Below are 14,723 nucleotides of genomic sequence, written 5' to 3'. Positions count from 1 at the left end.
AGGCTATAGCAAGTCCGGGCTGATTTACGACTGTTAAAAAATGAAAATAATTTGCAGTCTCAATAGGGAATTTTCCCGGACTATCTCAATGCGATCGATAAACTCACGAAAATAAAACCTGCGTTCCGATTCCGACAAATCCAGCCAAAACTGGGGAAGAGAAACTGTTTGCGCGGTTTCTCGCAAGTTAACTGGGGGCAATTGTGCGAGCCTGCTTTGCATTTCGGCTATTTCCGTGCGGACTTTGTAGGCTCTCAGTTCGGCGGTTTCTTTGTCAAAAATGCCACTTTCAATCAGGGCTGGTAATTGCTCTATGATTTCTTGTTTCGAGCAGATAGATCCGGCAATTCCTGCTTTAATTGCGTTCATCTGCGGCATTTGCAACTGGGCGACGGCATCGGGCAAATCCCGACAAATTCCTGCTATAGTTAATTGCAATACTTCTTCGTAGGAAATACCGCTGCATTTGGGCTGGGACAGACAGTTAATCGGTCGCAAATAAAGGTATTCTCGATCTTTGCGGTAGGAGGTGACTTTTGCGACTGTCATGGGCGATCGACATTCCGCACAAATTGCTAAACCTGCGAGGGAACGCGGGGCGCTGGCGCTGCGGGGAGAAAGGCGGCGGTTGCGGCGCAACAATCGGTCTATTTGGGCGGCTTCTTCTCTGGAAATAATCGGGACGTGGGTGTTAGAAATGACTTGGCCCTTTTGATATTCTAAATCGCCTCGGTAGGCGGGATTTGTCAGCCAGCGGCGGCCTGTGCTGACGGAGATTTTTTTGTTGTATTTCTTTGCTAAATGGCGCACGGAACCGCGCAGGGAACCGTAGATGAGAAAGTGATCAAAAAAGTCTTTGACGGCGGGGGAAGCGGTTTTGTCGATCGTATATTTGTCTTTGCCGCGCCGATAGCCGTAGGGGGCTTTTCCTGGTGGGGGAAGGGATTTGATGCGGTTGCGGGCGTGTCCTTTGCGAATGCTGCGGCTGTGTTGGCTGCGCTGGACTTCTGCGAGGAGTTTGAGTAAGTTTGCTCTATTTTCGGTTTGTTTTTCGTCTGTGACAATGAGTTCGATGCCGAGGTTTTCGAGTTTTTCTAGGTGCGCGCACACTTGCTGTACTGTGTCGCCCAGTTCTTCAAAGCGCTGAATTAATAGGTATTTGACTGGTTCTGCTTGGCAATCTTTTAGGAGTTGTTGCAGTTGCTGTCGCCCTCCTAAGTCTTGATAGATGCGATCGACCTCTTGGCCCCAAATTTCGGGCGCTGGCGCAGCTTCTAGTAGCGGTTCGCTGTAAGAGTAGGCGATGATTTTCATCTGTTACTCGCTGAGTTCGATGATGTTACCGTCGGGATCTTGGGTAAATAATGCCGATCGACCTGACGCACTCATTTGTACCGGACAATTGCTGGCTGTTAATTGTTGTTTTGCCTCCTCTAAGTTTGCCACAGAAAATGCTAGATGTCGGTTGCGTCCCAATTTTTGGGAATCTATGGCATCTGGTATAATTGTTGCTGCTAAAATTAGGTGAAGCTGGAAGTTGCCGATTTGATACCAGATTCCGGGAAATTTTAATTCTCGATCGATTTTTTGCAGTCCTAATACATTGCTGTAAAAGTGTTCAGATGTTTCTAGTTGGGAAACTAGGATGGCACAGTGGAGGGGTTGAGTAATTTGCATTTTTGTTGAATATTAATTTTTTGACCGCTGATGCTGGCTGATGAGCGCCGATCAACGCAGATTGGTTGATGTTTGTTAATTTTTGACATAATAACACTAGCTGTCACTTTTAATACTGATTACCACAATTTAGGCAATATTATTTATATAAGTTAATGCTGAATTTTGCACTAGCAATCAAAAAATTGCTGCTCTCAACTAGCGGCTGAAACCAAAAATTTTTACGCGAGTTCCGAACTCGATATCATTCCCAAAATAAAGCACTTTACTCCACCTCAATCTGCTGAATTCGCAGCTATTCACAATTGAAAAATTGCCGAAGTTAGGTAACTTGCCGATGAAGTGAGTGGCAATTATTACGAGGTATTTTATTTGAAAACTAGAAATAACTAAATTACGATATGTGTAATTTTTCACTGCGAAGAATCGAATCTAGGCAAATGTTACGGATAAATTGGATAAAATTTAAGTTTGATAAATTGCTTAAATTTGCTCCACCGGCAGTTCAATAATAAACTCTGTTCCCTTCCCCGGTTCTGATTCGCACCTGAGCGTTCCTCGGTGATTTTCTACTAGGATTTTGTAGACAATAGACAATCCTAAGCCTGTACCTTTACCGATCGCCTTTGTGGTAAAAAATTGCTCGAACATTCGTTCTTTTACTTCTGCTGTCATTCCCCCTCCCGTGTCAGCAATCCGCACTCTCACGCGATCGCTCCCTGCTACTTCTGTGCGGATATAAATTTTTAACTGAGCATTGGGCCGATTTTGTGCTGCCTCGTCTAAAGCATCGATCGCGTTGCTAATTAGATTCATAAATACTTGATTTATCTGTCCGGCATAACACTCTACACCAGGCAATTTTTCATAATCTTTAATTATTTGAATGTCGGGACGGTCTGTTTTAGCATTGAGACGGTTTCGCAAAATTAAGATGGTGCTGTCGATGCTGTCGTGCAAGTCGCACTGCGTCATTTTACTGTTATCTGTTCGCGAAAAGCTGCCCATAGATTTGACAATTTCGCGAATGCGATCGGCACCCATGTGCATGGAAGACATAACTTTAGGCAAGTCTGTAACTAGAAAATCGAGATCTATTTCTTCGATTATATCTTTAATTTTGGCACAGGGATTGGGATTGTATTCTTGATAGAGACGCAGCAGGTGCAGCAAATCGTCAGTATAAATACTGGCATGGCTCAAGTTGCCGTAAATAAAACTAACTGGGTTGTTAATTTCGTGGACGATGCTGGCCATTAATGCTCCTATCGAAGACATTTTTTCGCTGTGCATCAGTTGGGCTTGAGTTTCTTTGATCTCGCGAAGTGCGCGATCGATCTCGGCGGCTTGAGCTTCGGCTTTCGAGGTAGCAGCACAGCTTTTTTGATACAGTTCAATCTGTTTGAGGTCGATTTCAAATTGTTCGATTTCGCTTTCTTGCTGGTACTGATTCACGACGGCATCGAAAGCTGCTAGCAATTCGCCGCCCGCTGCTGCTATAATGTACTGTAGATCGGGATTTTCTAGGTTGAGTTCGGCATCTGGAACTTGCATTAATGCTTTTATTCGATCGATATATTCGCGCACTTGCTTGTCTAGGTACAGCGGCCCCTCAAAATACATTGCTTTGACGGTGGGTGAAGGGGAAGTCAATAAGTTGCTGCTGTCAGTATTAATTAAGTCGCGGTGCGATTTTCCCATAAGTTCGATCGCCTCTAACAAGTTCCCCCGCAGTTTTGCTCTTTCTGTGGCATTCTGAGAGCCAACTAACCTCATGCAAAAAAAAGCCGATCGCTGGGAAAGCATTCGCTGGCGACCGCTGATGTTAATTACCGCAGCACTAACTTTTCTGGCTGTGGTAATTTCTTCCAGATTAAAGTAGTTGCTCAGCACTTCCATTTCTAATACCTCAAAATCTACTAAATGTCTGTAGTTCGTGCTGACACAAGATGTGATAGACATAAAAAAAACAATATACAATACTACCAATATATTCTGTATTTTCTATTGAAGTAGTATCCTAAAATACAATTATTTTTAATTGATTGTCTATCACAGTTTTTAGAATTCGGCTTTTGGCAAAGGTTTTCTTAATTATCCAAAAAATTACAAATCAACTTCGCGATGAATTGAGGTTGAGTTTGTGGCAACCCGTGGGTGGCGTTGGGAATAATTACTAATTCTGCCCCCGGTATCTCCTTGGCGTAGGTTTCACAGTGCCACAGAGGAATTGTTTCGTCGTCCATAGCGGCGATGACTAAGGTAGGAATTTGTAATTTGTGAATTTCTTTTTCTACTGTATCAACTGCGTCTTCGGGCCGCATCCGGCTCATTAAAAATGACCGGGCTACTGGTTGAGACATTAACTCGCGCCGCCACCCGGAAATTTCCTGCAATTTGTCACTTTTTCCTGCTAGACGAGCCACAGGTTTGGCTAACTGCAAGGCCCAATCAACTACTGGGGTTTGCCACAGCAGCGGCCGCAAAGCATCGTATTGACCGCAAAAACTGTCGTCCCGAATTCCTGCTGGTGCTGCTAATATTAAACTGCTGACGGAATTAGGATATTTTAGGGCATAAGCAGAGGCTACCCAACCGCCAAAAGAATGCCCGATGATGCTGCAGGGTTCGATGTTTAGTTGTTCTATAACTTGTCGCACAAAGGCAACTTCTACGGCTACGTCGTACTGGATTTGTGGTTTGCTGGATTCTCCAAAACCTAACATATCTAAACTGATGCACCGAAACTGAGATTGCAATATTTCAATTAATGGCAGCCAGCAAGTCTTTTCTCCGAAGAAACCGTGCAGCAGCAATAACGGTGGGCCGCTGCCGATGTCGAGGTAGGCGGCTGTTTGGCTGCTGCTATTGACAAATGTGGTTAGTGTGTGTTTGTGTGCTATTGCTATTGACTGCACGGGCGATCGACTCCTTATAAGTAGAAGGAAGAGGGAAGAAGGAAGAAGGAAGAAGGAAGAGGGAAGAAGGAAGAAGTCATTAGTCCTTAGTCATTAGTCATTAGTCATCAGTGCTGTTGCCTCTGAGCTTTCGGTACAACGTCATCAGGAAGAGGGAAGAAGTCATTAGTCCTTAGTCATTAGTCATCAGTCATCAGTGCTGTCGCCTCTGAGCTTTCGGTACAACGTCATCAGGAAGAGGGAAGAAGTCATTAGTCCTTAGTCATTAGTCATCAGTGCTGTTGCCTCTGAGCTTTCGGTACAACGTCATCAGGAAGAGGGAAGAGGGAAGGTCATTAGTCATAAGTGTGTCGCCTCCGAGCTTTCGGTACAACGTCATCAGGAAGAGGGGAGAGGGCTTTAGTTATCTAGGACAGAAGGAAGAAGACATACACAGCGGGCTTTTTAGCGATCGGTATTTTACCTTTAATCAGGTAGATTTATTTATTTAAGCAATATTGTATGTAAACAATTGTAACAAAAAAGCCTCCCAAAGGTTAAACTTCATTGCGGAGTAGGCAATTAGATGTAGACCGTGATACTGTCTAATATTATTGAAACTACTGCAAACTCAAAGCAGGAGAACACTTTGAACTCTACTTTAAAACGTTACCCAGCTTGCTCCGTGCGCGAAGACGTCAGTGAGTACGTCGCACACCTACAGCTTCACATGACTTTACAAGCTCGCAATTTGCTCCCTAGCATTACTACCGCTAAGGACAGTCGCGAACAATTGTTGCAGCAGACTCAGGCTCATTTTGAGAAACGTGTTTCTAGACAATTTCTATAAATAAATTTTTGGTTTCCCCAATTTTACGATCGCCCGCGATCGACCTTTGGCAAATTTTCAGCGCATCACAGAAACCCGGTATTTTTGAAGATACCGGGTTTCTTTTCGCCTAATTGTAGTGAATTTGTGAGTTGTACTCGTTTGATCGTGTCCGCAGGCGCGATGCTATCTGGCGGTTGAAACCGCGCCTGTACTAACTTTCGTCCGCCTCGGCGCGAGGGGATGCTGGGAATCGCTAGAGTAAACGCGGTTTAAATCCCGATTTGATATTGGGCATCGCTACCGATTTTCGGTAATATGCGTTGAGTATGCTTTAATTTTATGCTGATGCGAATTCCGATTATTGCATTTTTGACTCTGGCGCAGGTGGCTGGTGGGGAGTTGTCGGCGCGGGCTCTCGATCTGACAGATGCACCGCGTCAAGTGGAGGTTAGAGAAGCAACCGCAGAGGCGCAGAGGGCGCAGAGGGATGAGGATGGGGTGAGTCCAATTGTGCGGGATTTGCCGGCATCTGATGAGCTCGCGGTTACTGGAGAAGTTAAATCGCCTTCTCTCAAGTCGAATCGCCATAAAGATTTTACATCTGTGTTACAAACTCCGGGGACGATCGCCACCAAACCCGAAACCGAACCGGTAAACAGCAACGCCCGACAGCTAGACGGTACTCGACAAATCAGTCAAGCGGGAAATGCTGAAGGCGTTTATGTGGCTGAGGTGAAAATTCGCTTTGTCAATTCCAGAGGCGAAGCAGTTGATAAAAAAGGCAATCCGATTGTTGGCAGAATTTCGGAAGATTTTATTCGGGGCGAGCTCAAACTAAAGGCGGGGGATAATTACACCGAGCAAGTTGTACGATCGGACTTGCAGCAGTTGCAGCAGTTGAGATTGTTTGACAAGGTGACGGTTTCTACTGAAGAAGTTGGGACGGATATTAATGTAATTTACAATGTCCAACAGCGATCGGCTCGTTCTTTTGGCGTGAGTGCTAGCATTAGCGATGATGTTGGTGTTGCTATTCCTCTTTCCTATGTCGATCGCACTTTCGGCACCAACGCACAGCAGCTATCGGTGGAACTTGAACCCAGCCTCCGAGGTATCCAATACGATGTCGAGTTTGTCAGCCCTTACATTGCTGCCGAAGACCGTTTGGGATACAGTGTGAGAGCTTTTGGCGATCGCAAAATCTCCGAAATTTTCAACAAGGATATCGATTTGCCCAACGGCGATCGAGTTCGGGAAATTCGGATCGGGGGAAATCTCGCAGTTACGCGACCTTTGGGCGATTGGCGGGGAACTTTAGGATTGAATTATACCAATATCAGCACGCGCGATCGCAATTTAAATATTGCCCGCCGCGACGAACGGGGCAATCCTCTCACTTTCAGCGGTTCCGGCGTGGATGAGTTATACACTGTTTCTTTTGGCGCGACGCGCGATCGGCGAAACAATCCCTTTAACCCCACCAGCGGCTCGATTCTCACCCTCAGCACCGAGCAGTCCATACCTCTGGGACGCGGTAACATTGTGAGCAACCGCCTCTTAGCAAATTATATACAATATATCCCCGTCACTTTGCTCGGCATCAGCGAGTCCGAAAACCTGCCAGAAATGCTGGCTTTTAACTTGCAAGGCGGGACTGTAATCGGAGATTTGCCCCCAACAGAAGCGTTTCGCCTCGGCGGGCGCAATTCCGTGCGGGGTTACGATAGCGGGGATATTGGTAGCGGGCGGAGTTATTTTTTGGCTTCCGGCGAGTATCGGTTTCCCGTCGGTAGCGATGTCGGCGGCGTGATATTTGTTGATTTTGCTTCGGATTTGGGAACCGGTGACAGCGTGTTGGGAAAACCGGCTTCGGTGAGGGATAAACCGGGGACTGGGGCGGCTGTTGGGTTGGGTTTAAGGGTGCGATCGCCCTTTGGATTAATTCGCTTAGACGTGGGTATTGGCGACTCCGGCGAAACTAAATTTGTGCTCGGCACAAAACAGCGATTTTAAAGTCCGCAATCTCATTAAAGTTATAGCCCCCTAGGGTAAAAACTTTTTTCCGATCGCGAAAGTCGTCGGGAGAATCTCAGTTTTGATTTGATAATGCGATCGCGCAAGAGTTCGCGTGCTTTGTAAAAAATGCTTTTTTCAAAAATGAGATGCTCCCTACGTAACCGCTTAACTATTTGGTTCCTCAATATCAACAATTGTCGGTTGCACCGCCGGAGTCTGCGGATCAAACTTCAACCTATTGAGCGCAGCACTAGCCGCCACAGCCACAGCCCTATCTGTATCTAGCAAAGCTTGTTCCAACAGCGGAATTACTTGTTCCGACTCGATCGATCCTAGTGCTTCCACAGCAGCTTCGCGCACCTCCGGCTGCAAATCTCGAAGTAATTGGCCCAAGGTTTCTACTACTCGATGGCTGTCGTCTGTCAGAGCATTCGCAGCAGCCAAGTTACCTAAAGCAGACGCTGCAAACTTGCGCGTTTCTGAGTCTGGACTTTGAACGCATCCCATCAATTGCTCCACCGAATAGGTTGCTAATTGTCTGGCTATTTCAGGCTGTTGTTCGACTGCGGTTTGTTGATATGAATCAATTGATTGTGGCTCCGAAAAATCTGTGTCATTTAACTCTTGTTGAGCTTCTGTTTGGCTTAACTCGCTTGACTGTTCCTGTCCTACTTCTGGTTCGGGTAAATATTCTCCAACTTCTGTTTGATTTAACTGACCAAACTGTCGATCGGGAACTTCTTGTTGTTGGACATTATTCTCGTACTGCTGTTGCAAAGACCCGATAGTAGTCTGCATCTGAGTTTCGTGAGCTTGTAACTGCTCGTGAGCTGCTTGCAACCGACTCTCGTATTCCTCTTGCAAAGCTTCCATACGTAACTGCATCTCAACCTCGCGGTTCTGATATTCCTCGGCAGTTTGTCTCAAGCGAATTTCGTGTTCTGATTGCAAAGATTGCAAATGTTCTTCGATTTGAGCTTGATAATTGTGATGCAATTCGTCAGCAACTCTGAGTAAATGATTTTCGTGTTCTGATTGCAAAGATTGCAGGTTTTCTTGCAATTTAGCATTGTGAGCTGCCTCTAATTCCTCGCTGGCTTGTTTGAGCTGATTTTCCTGTGCGCCAGCAACTTGTTGGAGTTGATCGCGTTCTGCTCGAACTTGTTGGAGTTGATTTTCGTATTGAGCGGCAATTTGTTGGAGTTGACTTTCGTATTGAGTTGTAACTTGTCTGAGTAAATTTTCGTGTTCGACAGTGGCTTGTCTAAGCTTATCTTCCTGTTCTCCTGGCTGGGAATCTGCAGTGGGCTGCATCCGAGATATCTGAGCTAGTTCTATATCCTGAGCTATTCTTCGGGTTTGCTGCAAGTATTCTTGTTTTTGCTTTTTTAATCGTTTTTCCACTAATGAGTAAGCAACTGCTACCCCTGCCAAAAAACCTACGATCGCTCCTATGATACCCACGATGGAGTTCCTCCTGACAATATAGTGATGCTGGACTTTGTACATTTAACCATACAGCCTCCTGTAACCGCCTAATAGCAGCAGCCAAGCTGTCACAGCCAGCCAGTGAACCGCTACCGCCGGCCAGATGGAACCGCTTTGCAGGTATGCGATGGAGCACGCTACTCCCAAAATTGCCGCTAGCAGCAAAAACACTGGATTCATAAAGGTCGATCGACCGATCGGATAAAAAGTCAGCGCGTTCAGCGGGTGGTAAACTACAAACAGCACCAAACTCGCCCATCCCCAAAACCACAGCATTAACCCAGGAACATTCTCCCGAGGGTGCGGCAGTATTAACAGGCGGAAAAATACTTCCTCGCTCAGCCCCGGAGTTAACAAACAGCCTATCAGCACTCCGGTAATGGTAGGCCAAGAGGTTTGCACGTCTATTTTCAGAAATCCCGACCAAAAACCGACGGGAAGCGCGATCGCAGTGTAAGCTAGCACCAGCATAGCTGCAACCAGCCAGTCGGTGAAATCGGGAATAGTTGAAAAAGCCAGGGTGAGGCGGCGCGCCAGTAAGTCCAGCAGCCCGATCGCGCTAAAATTGAACATAATCAAATTTAACATTAAAAGTTTTAAAGATATATTAGTAGTCGGAATAAGGCCTTGTCATTACCCGATTTCTTGGATGTGTGCGGGGAATCAGAAGCCGGGTTTCTTCCTCGCTCTTGGTGAGGAAGAAACCCGGCTTCTGTGAAGGTTGCGCCTGACGAGCGAGAGACGGGCGATGGAGAAACCGAGTTTTTGAATTGCGGTGCGCGAGGGAACTGAGCAGACGAGCAATTGCCAAAATCGGCAAACACCCTGAAATTATTTGCGTCAATCGTTGGTTACATCTGCCCGATATCTGCGGTTAAAAGATCGAGATAAGACTTCTGCAACTCAAGTCTAGTACATCAGAATCAAAAGCACAAAGTGTGCGTTACCAATTAGCTTTTTGCCAATTACCAATTATCAATGATTAGCAATTTGAGTTAATTTTGCAAACAACTGAGCAACTTTGGTCAAATCTTTATTTCCCGGCGCTATTTCTACACCGCTAGAAAGGTCAACACCGCTGAAATTACTGCCCTTGGCGCTATCAATTGCATTTAAAACATTCTCCGGTGTTAAACCGCCGGCGAGCAGCCAAGGACAAGGCGGTTTAAACTCTGCCAACATCACCCAGTCTATTGTTTTGCCAGTACCGCCGAGTTGAGCGGGATGGTAAGCATCCAGCAGTAAAGTATCGACGTGAAGGGCATAAATAGCAGCGGTCGCTAAAGTTTCTGGAGTCTTAACTCTCAGGGCTTTGATAATTTCAATTCCCGGCAAAAACTCCCGCAGTCTCGCGCAATATTCTGCTGTTTCATCTCCGTGCAACTGCACCCCGCTTAAATTTGACTCGATCGCTACTTGACAGATGTTTTCTATTGTGGTGTTAGCAAAAACGCCGATGCAATCGACATTTTCCGGCAACTCGATCGCGATCGGGCGAATAGTTTGGGGGCTGACATAGCGCGGGGAAGCGGGCACGCAGATAAACCCCAAAGCATCAGCTCCCAAACGGGCGATCGCCATTCCCTGATCGAGTTTCGTGATTCCGCAAATTTTAACCCGCACTTTTTTTCCTCCGCGATGAATTTGTATCAAAATATAAACAAATTGTTAATTAATAAAACAAATTTTAGTTTAATGCAGAATGCTTTTTATAATTTTGTAGCGCTCGATATTATCTGTGAAATCAGGAAATAACAACATGATTAACTCATCTTTACTGTTAGCGATACAGTCTACCACTCCCTCAACGCCGGAGTGGTCGCCAATGGTAGGCCTGACAATGATTTTATGCAATTTGCTGGCGATCGCGATCGGCTACTACGGCATCAACAAGCAAAACCGAGGCAAAGGCCCTGCTTTACCCGTTGCAGTCCCCGGAATGTTCAAAGGCTTCGGCATCCCGGAACTGTTGGCAACAACCAGCCTCGGCCACTTGTTGGGGGCTGGAGTCATCTTGGGCTTGGGTAACGCCGGAGTTCTGTAGAAACCGCGGCAACGGGAAAGGCGCAGAGAAGAACAGATATAATAGAAACTCTTTCTTGCTCTCCTTTCCCAGGAAAATTTCATGCAGACAGGTTGGCGAATCGGGTCTTTATTTGGCATCCCCCTACTGATAGATTATTCGTGGTTTATAATTTTAGCCCTCGCAACCCGCGAATATGCTAGCAGTTACCGCTTGTGGGGGCCTGCGCTCTCCTGGAGTGCTGGGTTAGCCATAGCTCTGCTGCTGTTTGCTTCCGTGCTGTTGCACGAACTAGGACACAGCTTGGCTGCCCTATCGCAAGGGATTAAAGTTAATTCTATTACTCTATTCTTATTTGGCGGAGTTGCATCGATCGACTCGGAATCAAAAACTCCCGGTCAAGCATTTCAAGTAGCCATCGCCGGCCCTCTAATCAGCTTCGCGCTGTTTTTAATCCTCGGTTTGGGTTCTCAAGTTCTGCCTCAAACAAGTTTGATTGCTATTGTAACAGAGAGGGTAGCAGAAATAAATTTAGTTTTGGGATTGTTTAACTTAATTCCCGGCTTGCCTTTGGACGGAGGACAAGTTTTAAAATCAGCAATTTGGAAAATTACAGGCTCTCGATTTGTCGGTATTCGTTGGGCGGCAAAAACAGGACAAGTTTTGGGTTGGTTGGCGGTTGTTTTTGGTGTAAGTGTATGTTTGTTAGCGCGCCAGTACGGCGGCTTGTGGATTGCGCTAATCGGCTGGTTTGCCATTCGGAATGCCACAGCCTACAGAGACTTTGCTGATCTGCAAGAAGCCCTGCTCAAAACTAAAGCGGCTGATGCGATGAGCCGCGAATTTCGAGTTGTAGATGCAGATTTGAGTTTGCGAGAATTTGCCGATCGCTATTTGTTAGAAGTCAACCCGTTTCCATTTTACATTGCTGCGACCAACGGGCGAGATTTGGGCTTAGTGTCGATCGACGATATCCGCTTGACAGAACGCAGTCAGTGGCAAATTCAGACTTTGCACAACATTTTGCAACCCCTGGGAAAAACCCCCACAGTCTCACAAAAAGCATCCATCGCCGAAGTGATTAACAGCATGGAAGCCCGTCAACTCCCCCGAATCATCGTCCTATCGCCCATTGGTTCAGTCGTAGGGACGATCGATCGGGGCGATGTCGTGAAAGTTTTGGCCAAATACCTCAAACCCCGGATTTCCGAAGCCGACATCAAGCGCAGCAAAGAAGAAAACATTTATCCCCAGGGATTGCAGTTAAATGCGATCGCCAAAACTGCACAGGACAATTAAAAATTGGGCATCCATAATCGGCATTATTGACATTAAGATGCAAGCAGGCGTGCATAAATAAAGGTTAAACCTGAAAAGCTAGTTTCCTGACAGTAAAGGAACTTATGGTATAACGTATTATTCTATTAATTATGACCGCCTACTCAGCACACTTTGGGTCGCATCTCATTTTTGTCGCAAAGCATTTTTTTATTATATTAGGAATCTTTGCAGGATTTGTGGGACAACTCGCTATCAGGCTCTGCCTTGTAACGCAGATAGGGAAGGAATAGCTTCGATTTTCCATTTTCGCAGTCGAGGCTCTTCCTCCCTTACATGGGTTCATTTCGCAGAGCCTTGGAACCAGTTACCAGTTATTTAAATTGATTTAGAATTGCTATAGTGCGAGCTTAAGAACTTGCGAGTTGTACAATACGCGATCGGCGATGGCACAATACAAGATGCCAAACACAGATGCTCCCACACTTTGTCCAATAGGGTTGAAAAAAGAATTATTATGCCTAAATTCTTTAAGAGATTCCATCATCAATTGGGAGAGAAACGTTGGAGTTGGAAAAACATAACTAATTCCTTCCCCTTCGCTGACTTGCAACCTCTGGCGATTACCTGGATTGTCGTGACGGGAACTCTCTTAGGAGTGCGACATTTAGGTTGGTTGCAGCCATTGGAATTAAAAGCTTTTGACCTCATGGTACAGTTGCGTCCCGATCCGGGCGCTGACCCTAGATTACTCGTAGTAAAAATCACAGAACAGGATATTCGTGCTTTTAAAAAATGGCCAATTTCCGATCGCGTTTTAGCAAAAACGCTCGCCGAATTATCCCGTCTCGAACCCGCAGTTATTGGTATGGATATCATTCGCGATATCCCCTACGAACCGGGAAATGCAGAATTGGCCGCTCAATTCAAAAACCCCAAAATCATCGCCATTACCTCCCTCGGTGACTCCGAGCGCGAACGAGCTGGGCCGCCTCCCAACCTACCCAAAAAACAGATAGGATTTAGCGATTTGATCGTCGATCCAGACGGCATAATTCGCCGCAATTTTCTGTTTACTTTTTATGAAAATTCGACGCTTAATTCATTGGGAATGCGGTTAGCTTATAACTATTTTGACACCAAAAAAATAGAAACAATAATTACAGCAAATAACGAAATTCAAATAGGAAAAACAGTGTTTTCGCGACTGAAGCCTGATTCAGGAGGGTATCAGACAATTAATAGTCAAGGCTATCAAATCATGCTGAATTACCGCTCTCTTGAAAATGTCGCAAATACGGTGACACTAAGTCAAGTTTTGGAGCGAAAAGTTGATCCCAAATTGGTCAAGGATAAAATAGTGCTAATCGGCGTTACAGCCCCAACTGTAAGAGATATCTTTTCTACTCCTTACAGCGCTACTGTCAGCGAAAACCGCCTGATGCCTGGAGTATTGATTCACGCAACAGCAACTAGCCAAATTATCAGCGCCGTTTTAGATGGTAAAGGGCTATTTTGGTTTTGGGATGAATGGCAAGAAATGCTTTGGATTGCTGTTTGGGGAGGAGTTGGTGGCTGTTTGGCTTGGCGGCTAGAAAATACGCTCAGTTTCACCGTCAGCGCGATCGCACTTGGCGGCATATTATGGGGATTCACATTTTTTCTATTCACTCAACAGGGGTGGATACCTGTGACAGGGCCGACTCTGGCATTGGCGATCGCCCCAGCAGCCGTCATCACGCACAAGTACCACCAGTCAAGACAGCAGCAAGAAATTGTAATGAAACTTTTAGGACAGCAAACTTCACCGGCGATCGCCAATGCTTTGTGGAAAGAGCGCGTCCATCTCCTCCAGTCCGGGCTATTGCCAGGGCAAAGAGTAACTGCTACAATGATCGTGACTGACTTGCAGGGTTTTAGCACAATTTCTGAAAAACTACCCCCAGAAATAGTAATGCCTTGGTTGAACGAATATTTATCAGCAATGGCCGAGGAAGTGCAAAAACATCAAGGCGTAATTAATAAATTTACCGGAGATGGAATGCTGGCAGTATTTGGCGTACCAATTCCCCGCACAACTCCCGCAGAAATTGCCGAAGATGCTCGCATGGCAGTATCTTGCACTCTAGCTATAAGTTCGCGGTTGCCAGCACTGAATCAAAGTTGGATCGCTCGCGGTTTACCAGCAGCAAAAATGCGAGTCGGAATTTTTACAGGGCCGATCGTGGTGGGCAGTTTGGGCGGCAAAACTCGTTTAGAATATGGAGTAATCGGCGATAGTGTAAATATCGCTTCTCGCCTAGAAAGCTGTGAAAAACATCGGCAAGAAGACACCTGCCGGATCTTGATTGGCGAAGAAACTTTGGTACATCTTGAAGAAAAATTTGAGGTAGAATCTTGGGGAGCTTTACCTCTAAAAGGCAGGGAACAAAAAGTTAATGTATACCGCGTGTTGGGAGAAAAAAAATGGGTACAGTAAACAGAGACAATATACATTAAAAAACATTGGCAA

12 protein-coding genes are annotated in these 14,723 nt (G+C 45.8%); 5 read left to right on the top strand and 7 right to left on the bottom strand.

Going from position 1 to position 14,723, the window contains the following annotated elements; genetic code table 11:
• Window positions 1–33 precede the first annotated feature (33 nt).
• The 4 genes from QUB13_RS20145 to QUB13_RS20130 form a co-directional block, all read right to left on the bottom strand.
• Complete coding sequence (locus QUB13_RS20145; protein WP_333383905.1) at window positions 34–1,314, bottom strand: recombinase family protein; 1,281 nt, start codon at window positions 1,312–1,314, stop codon at window positions 34–36.
• Window positions 1,315–1,317: 3 nt separating this feature from the next.
• Window positions 1,318–1,677 carry a VOC family protein gene (locus QUB13_RS20140; RefSeq protein WP_333383902.1) on the bottom strand — a complete coding sequence of 120 codons (360 nt, stop codon included), beginning with the start codon at window positions 1,675–1,677 and terminating at the stop codon, window positions 1,318–1,320.
• A 483-nt stretch (window positions 1,678–2,160) separates the two neighbouring features.
• On the bottom strand, window positions 2,161–3,639 hold the full coding sequence (locus QUB13_RS20135; protein ID WP_333383900.1) for an ATP-binding protein: 1,479 nt from the start codon (window positions 3,637–3,639) through the stop codon (window positions 2,161–2,163).
• 128 nt (window positions 3,640–3,767) lie between these two features.
• Window positions 3,768–4,595, bottom strand: a complete 828-nt coding sequence (locus QUB13_RS20130; RefSeq protein ID WP_333383897.1) for an alpha/beta fold hydrolase — start codon at window positions 4,593–4,595, stop codon at window positions 3,768–3,770.
• Window positions 4,596–5,223: 628 nt separating this feature from the next.
• On the opposite strand from QUB13_RS20130, the gene QUB13_RS20125 reads away from it, so the two are divergent.
• Both QUB13_RS20125 and QUB13_RS20120 read left to right on the top strand, forming a co-directional pair.
• Window positions 5,224–5,424, top strand: coding sequence for a hypothetical protein (locus tag QUB13_RS20125; RefSeq protein WP_194069799.1), 201 nt, complete (start codon window positions 5,224–5,226; stop codon window positions 5,422–5,424).
• A 321-nt stretch (window positions 5,425–5,745) separates the two neighbouring features.
• Window positions 5,746–7,419, top strand: coding sequence for a BamA/TamA family outer membrane protein (locus tag QUB13_RS20120; RefSeq protein WP_333383894.1), 1,674 nt, complete (start codon window positions 5,746–5,748; stop codon window positions 7,417–7,419).
• A 168-nt stretch (window positions 7,420–7,587) separates the two neighbouring features.
• Here the strand turns inward: QUB13_RS20120 and QUB13_RS20115 are convergent, their stop codons facing one another.
• The 3 genes from QUB13_RS20115 to QUB13_RS20105 form a co-directional block, all read right to left on the bottom strand.
• Complete coding sequence (locus tag QUB13_RS20115; RefSeq protein ID WP_333383892.1) at window positions 7,588–8,886, bottom strand: HEAT repeat domain-containing protein; 1,299 nt, start codon at window positions 8,884–8,886, stop codon at window positions 7,588–7,590.
• Window positions 8,887–8,931: 45 nt separating this feature from the next.
• On the bottom strand, window positions 8,932–9,483 hold the full coding sequence (locus QUB13_RS20110) for a CPBP family glutamic-type intramembrane protease (RefSeq protein ID WP_333383889.1): 552 nt from the start codon (window positions 9,481–9,483) through the stop codon (window positions 8,932–8,934).
• A 402-nt stretch (window positions 9,484–9,885) separates the two neighbouring features.
• On the bottom strand, window positions 9,886–10,533 hold the full coding sequence (locus QUB13_RS20105) for a phosphoribosylanthranilate isomerase (protein WP_333383886.1): 648 nt from the start codon (window positions 10,531–10,533) through the stop codon (window positions 9,886–9,888).
• Window positions 10,534–10,669: 136 nt separating this feature from the next.
• On the opposite strand from QUB13_RS20105, the gene psaK reads away from it, so the two are divergent.
• From psaK to QUB13_RS20090, 3 genes are all read left to right on the top strand, one after another.
• The gene (psaK, locus tag QUB13_RS20100) at window positions 10,670–10,954 is read left to right on the top strand and encodes a photosystem I reaction center subunit PsaK (protein WP_194069813.1); all 285 of its coding nucleotides are present in this window, start codon (window positions 10,670–10,672) and stop codon (window positions 10,952–10,954) included.
• Window positions 10,955–11,035: 81 nt separating this feature from the next.
• On the top strand, window positions 11,036–12,232 hold the full coding sequence (locus tag QUB13_RS20095) for a site-2 protease family protein (protein ID WP_333383883.1): 1,197 nt from the start codon (window positions 11,036–11,038) through the stop codon (window positions 12,230–12,232).
• Window positions 12,233–12,728: 496 nt separating this feature from the next.
• Complete coding sequence (locus QUB13_RS20090; RefSeq protein WP_333383880.1) at window positions 12,729–14,690, top strand: CHASE2 domain-containing protein; 1,962 nt, start codon at window positions 12,729–12,731, stop codon at window positions 14,688–14,690.
• The last annotated feature ends 33 nt before the right edge of the window (window positions 14,691–14,723 follow it).

This window comes from Microcoleus sp. B4-D4 (assembly GCF_036705185.1).
Taxonomy (GTDB): Bacteria; Cyanobacteriota; Cyanobacteriia; order Cyanobacteriales; family Microcoleaceae; genus Microcoleus.
This window is presented reverse-complemented; position numbering and strand designations above follow the sequence as displayed.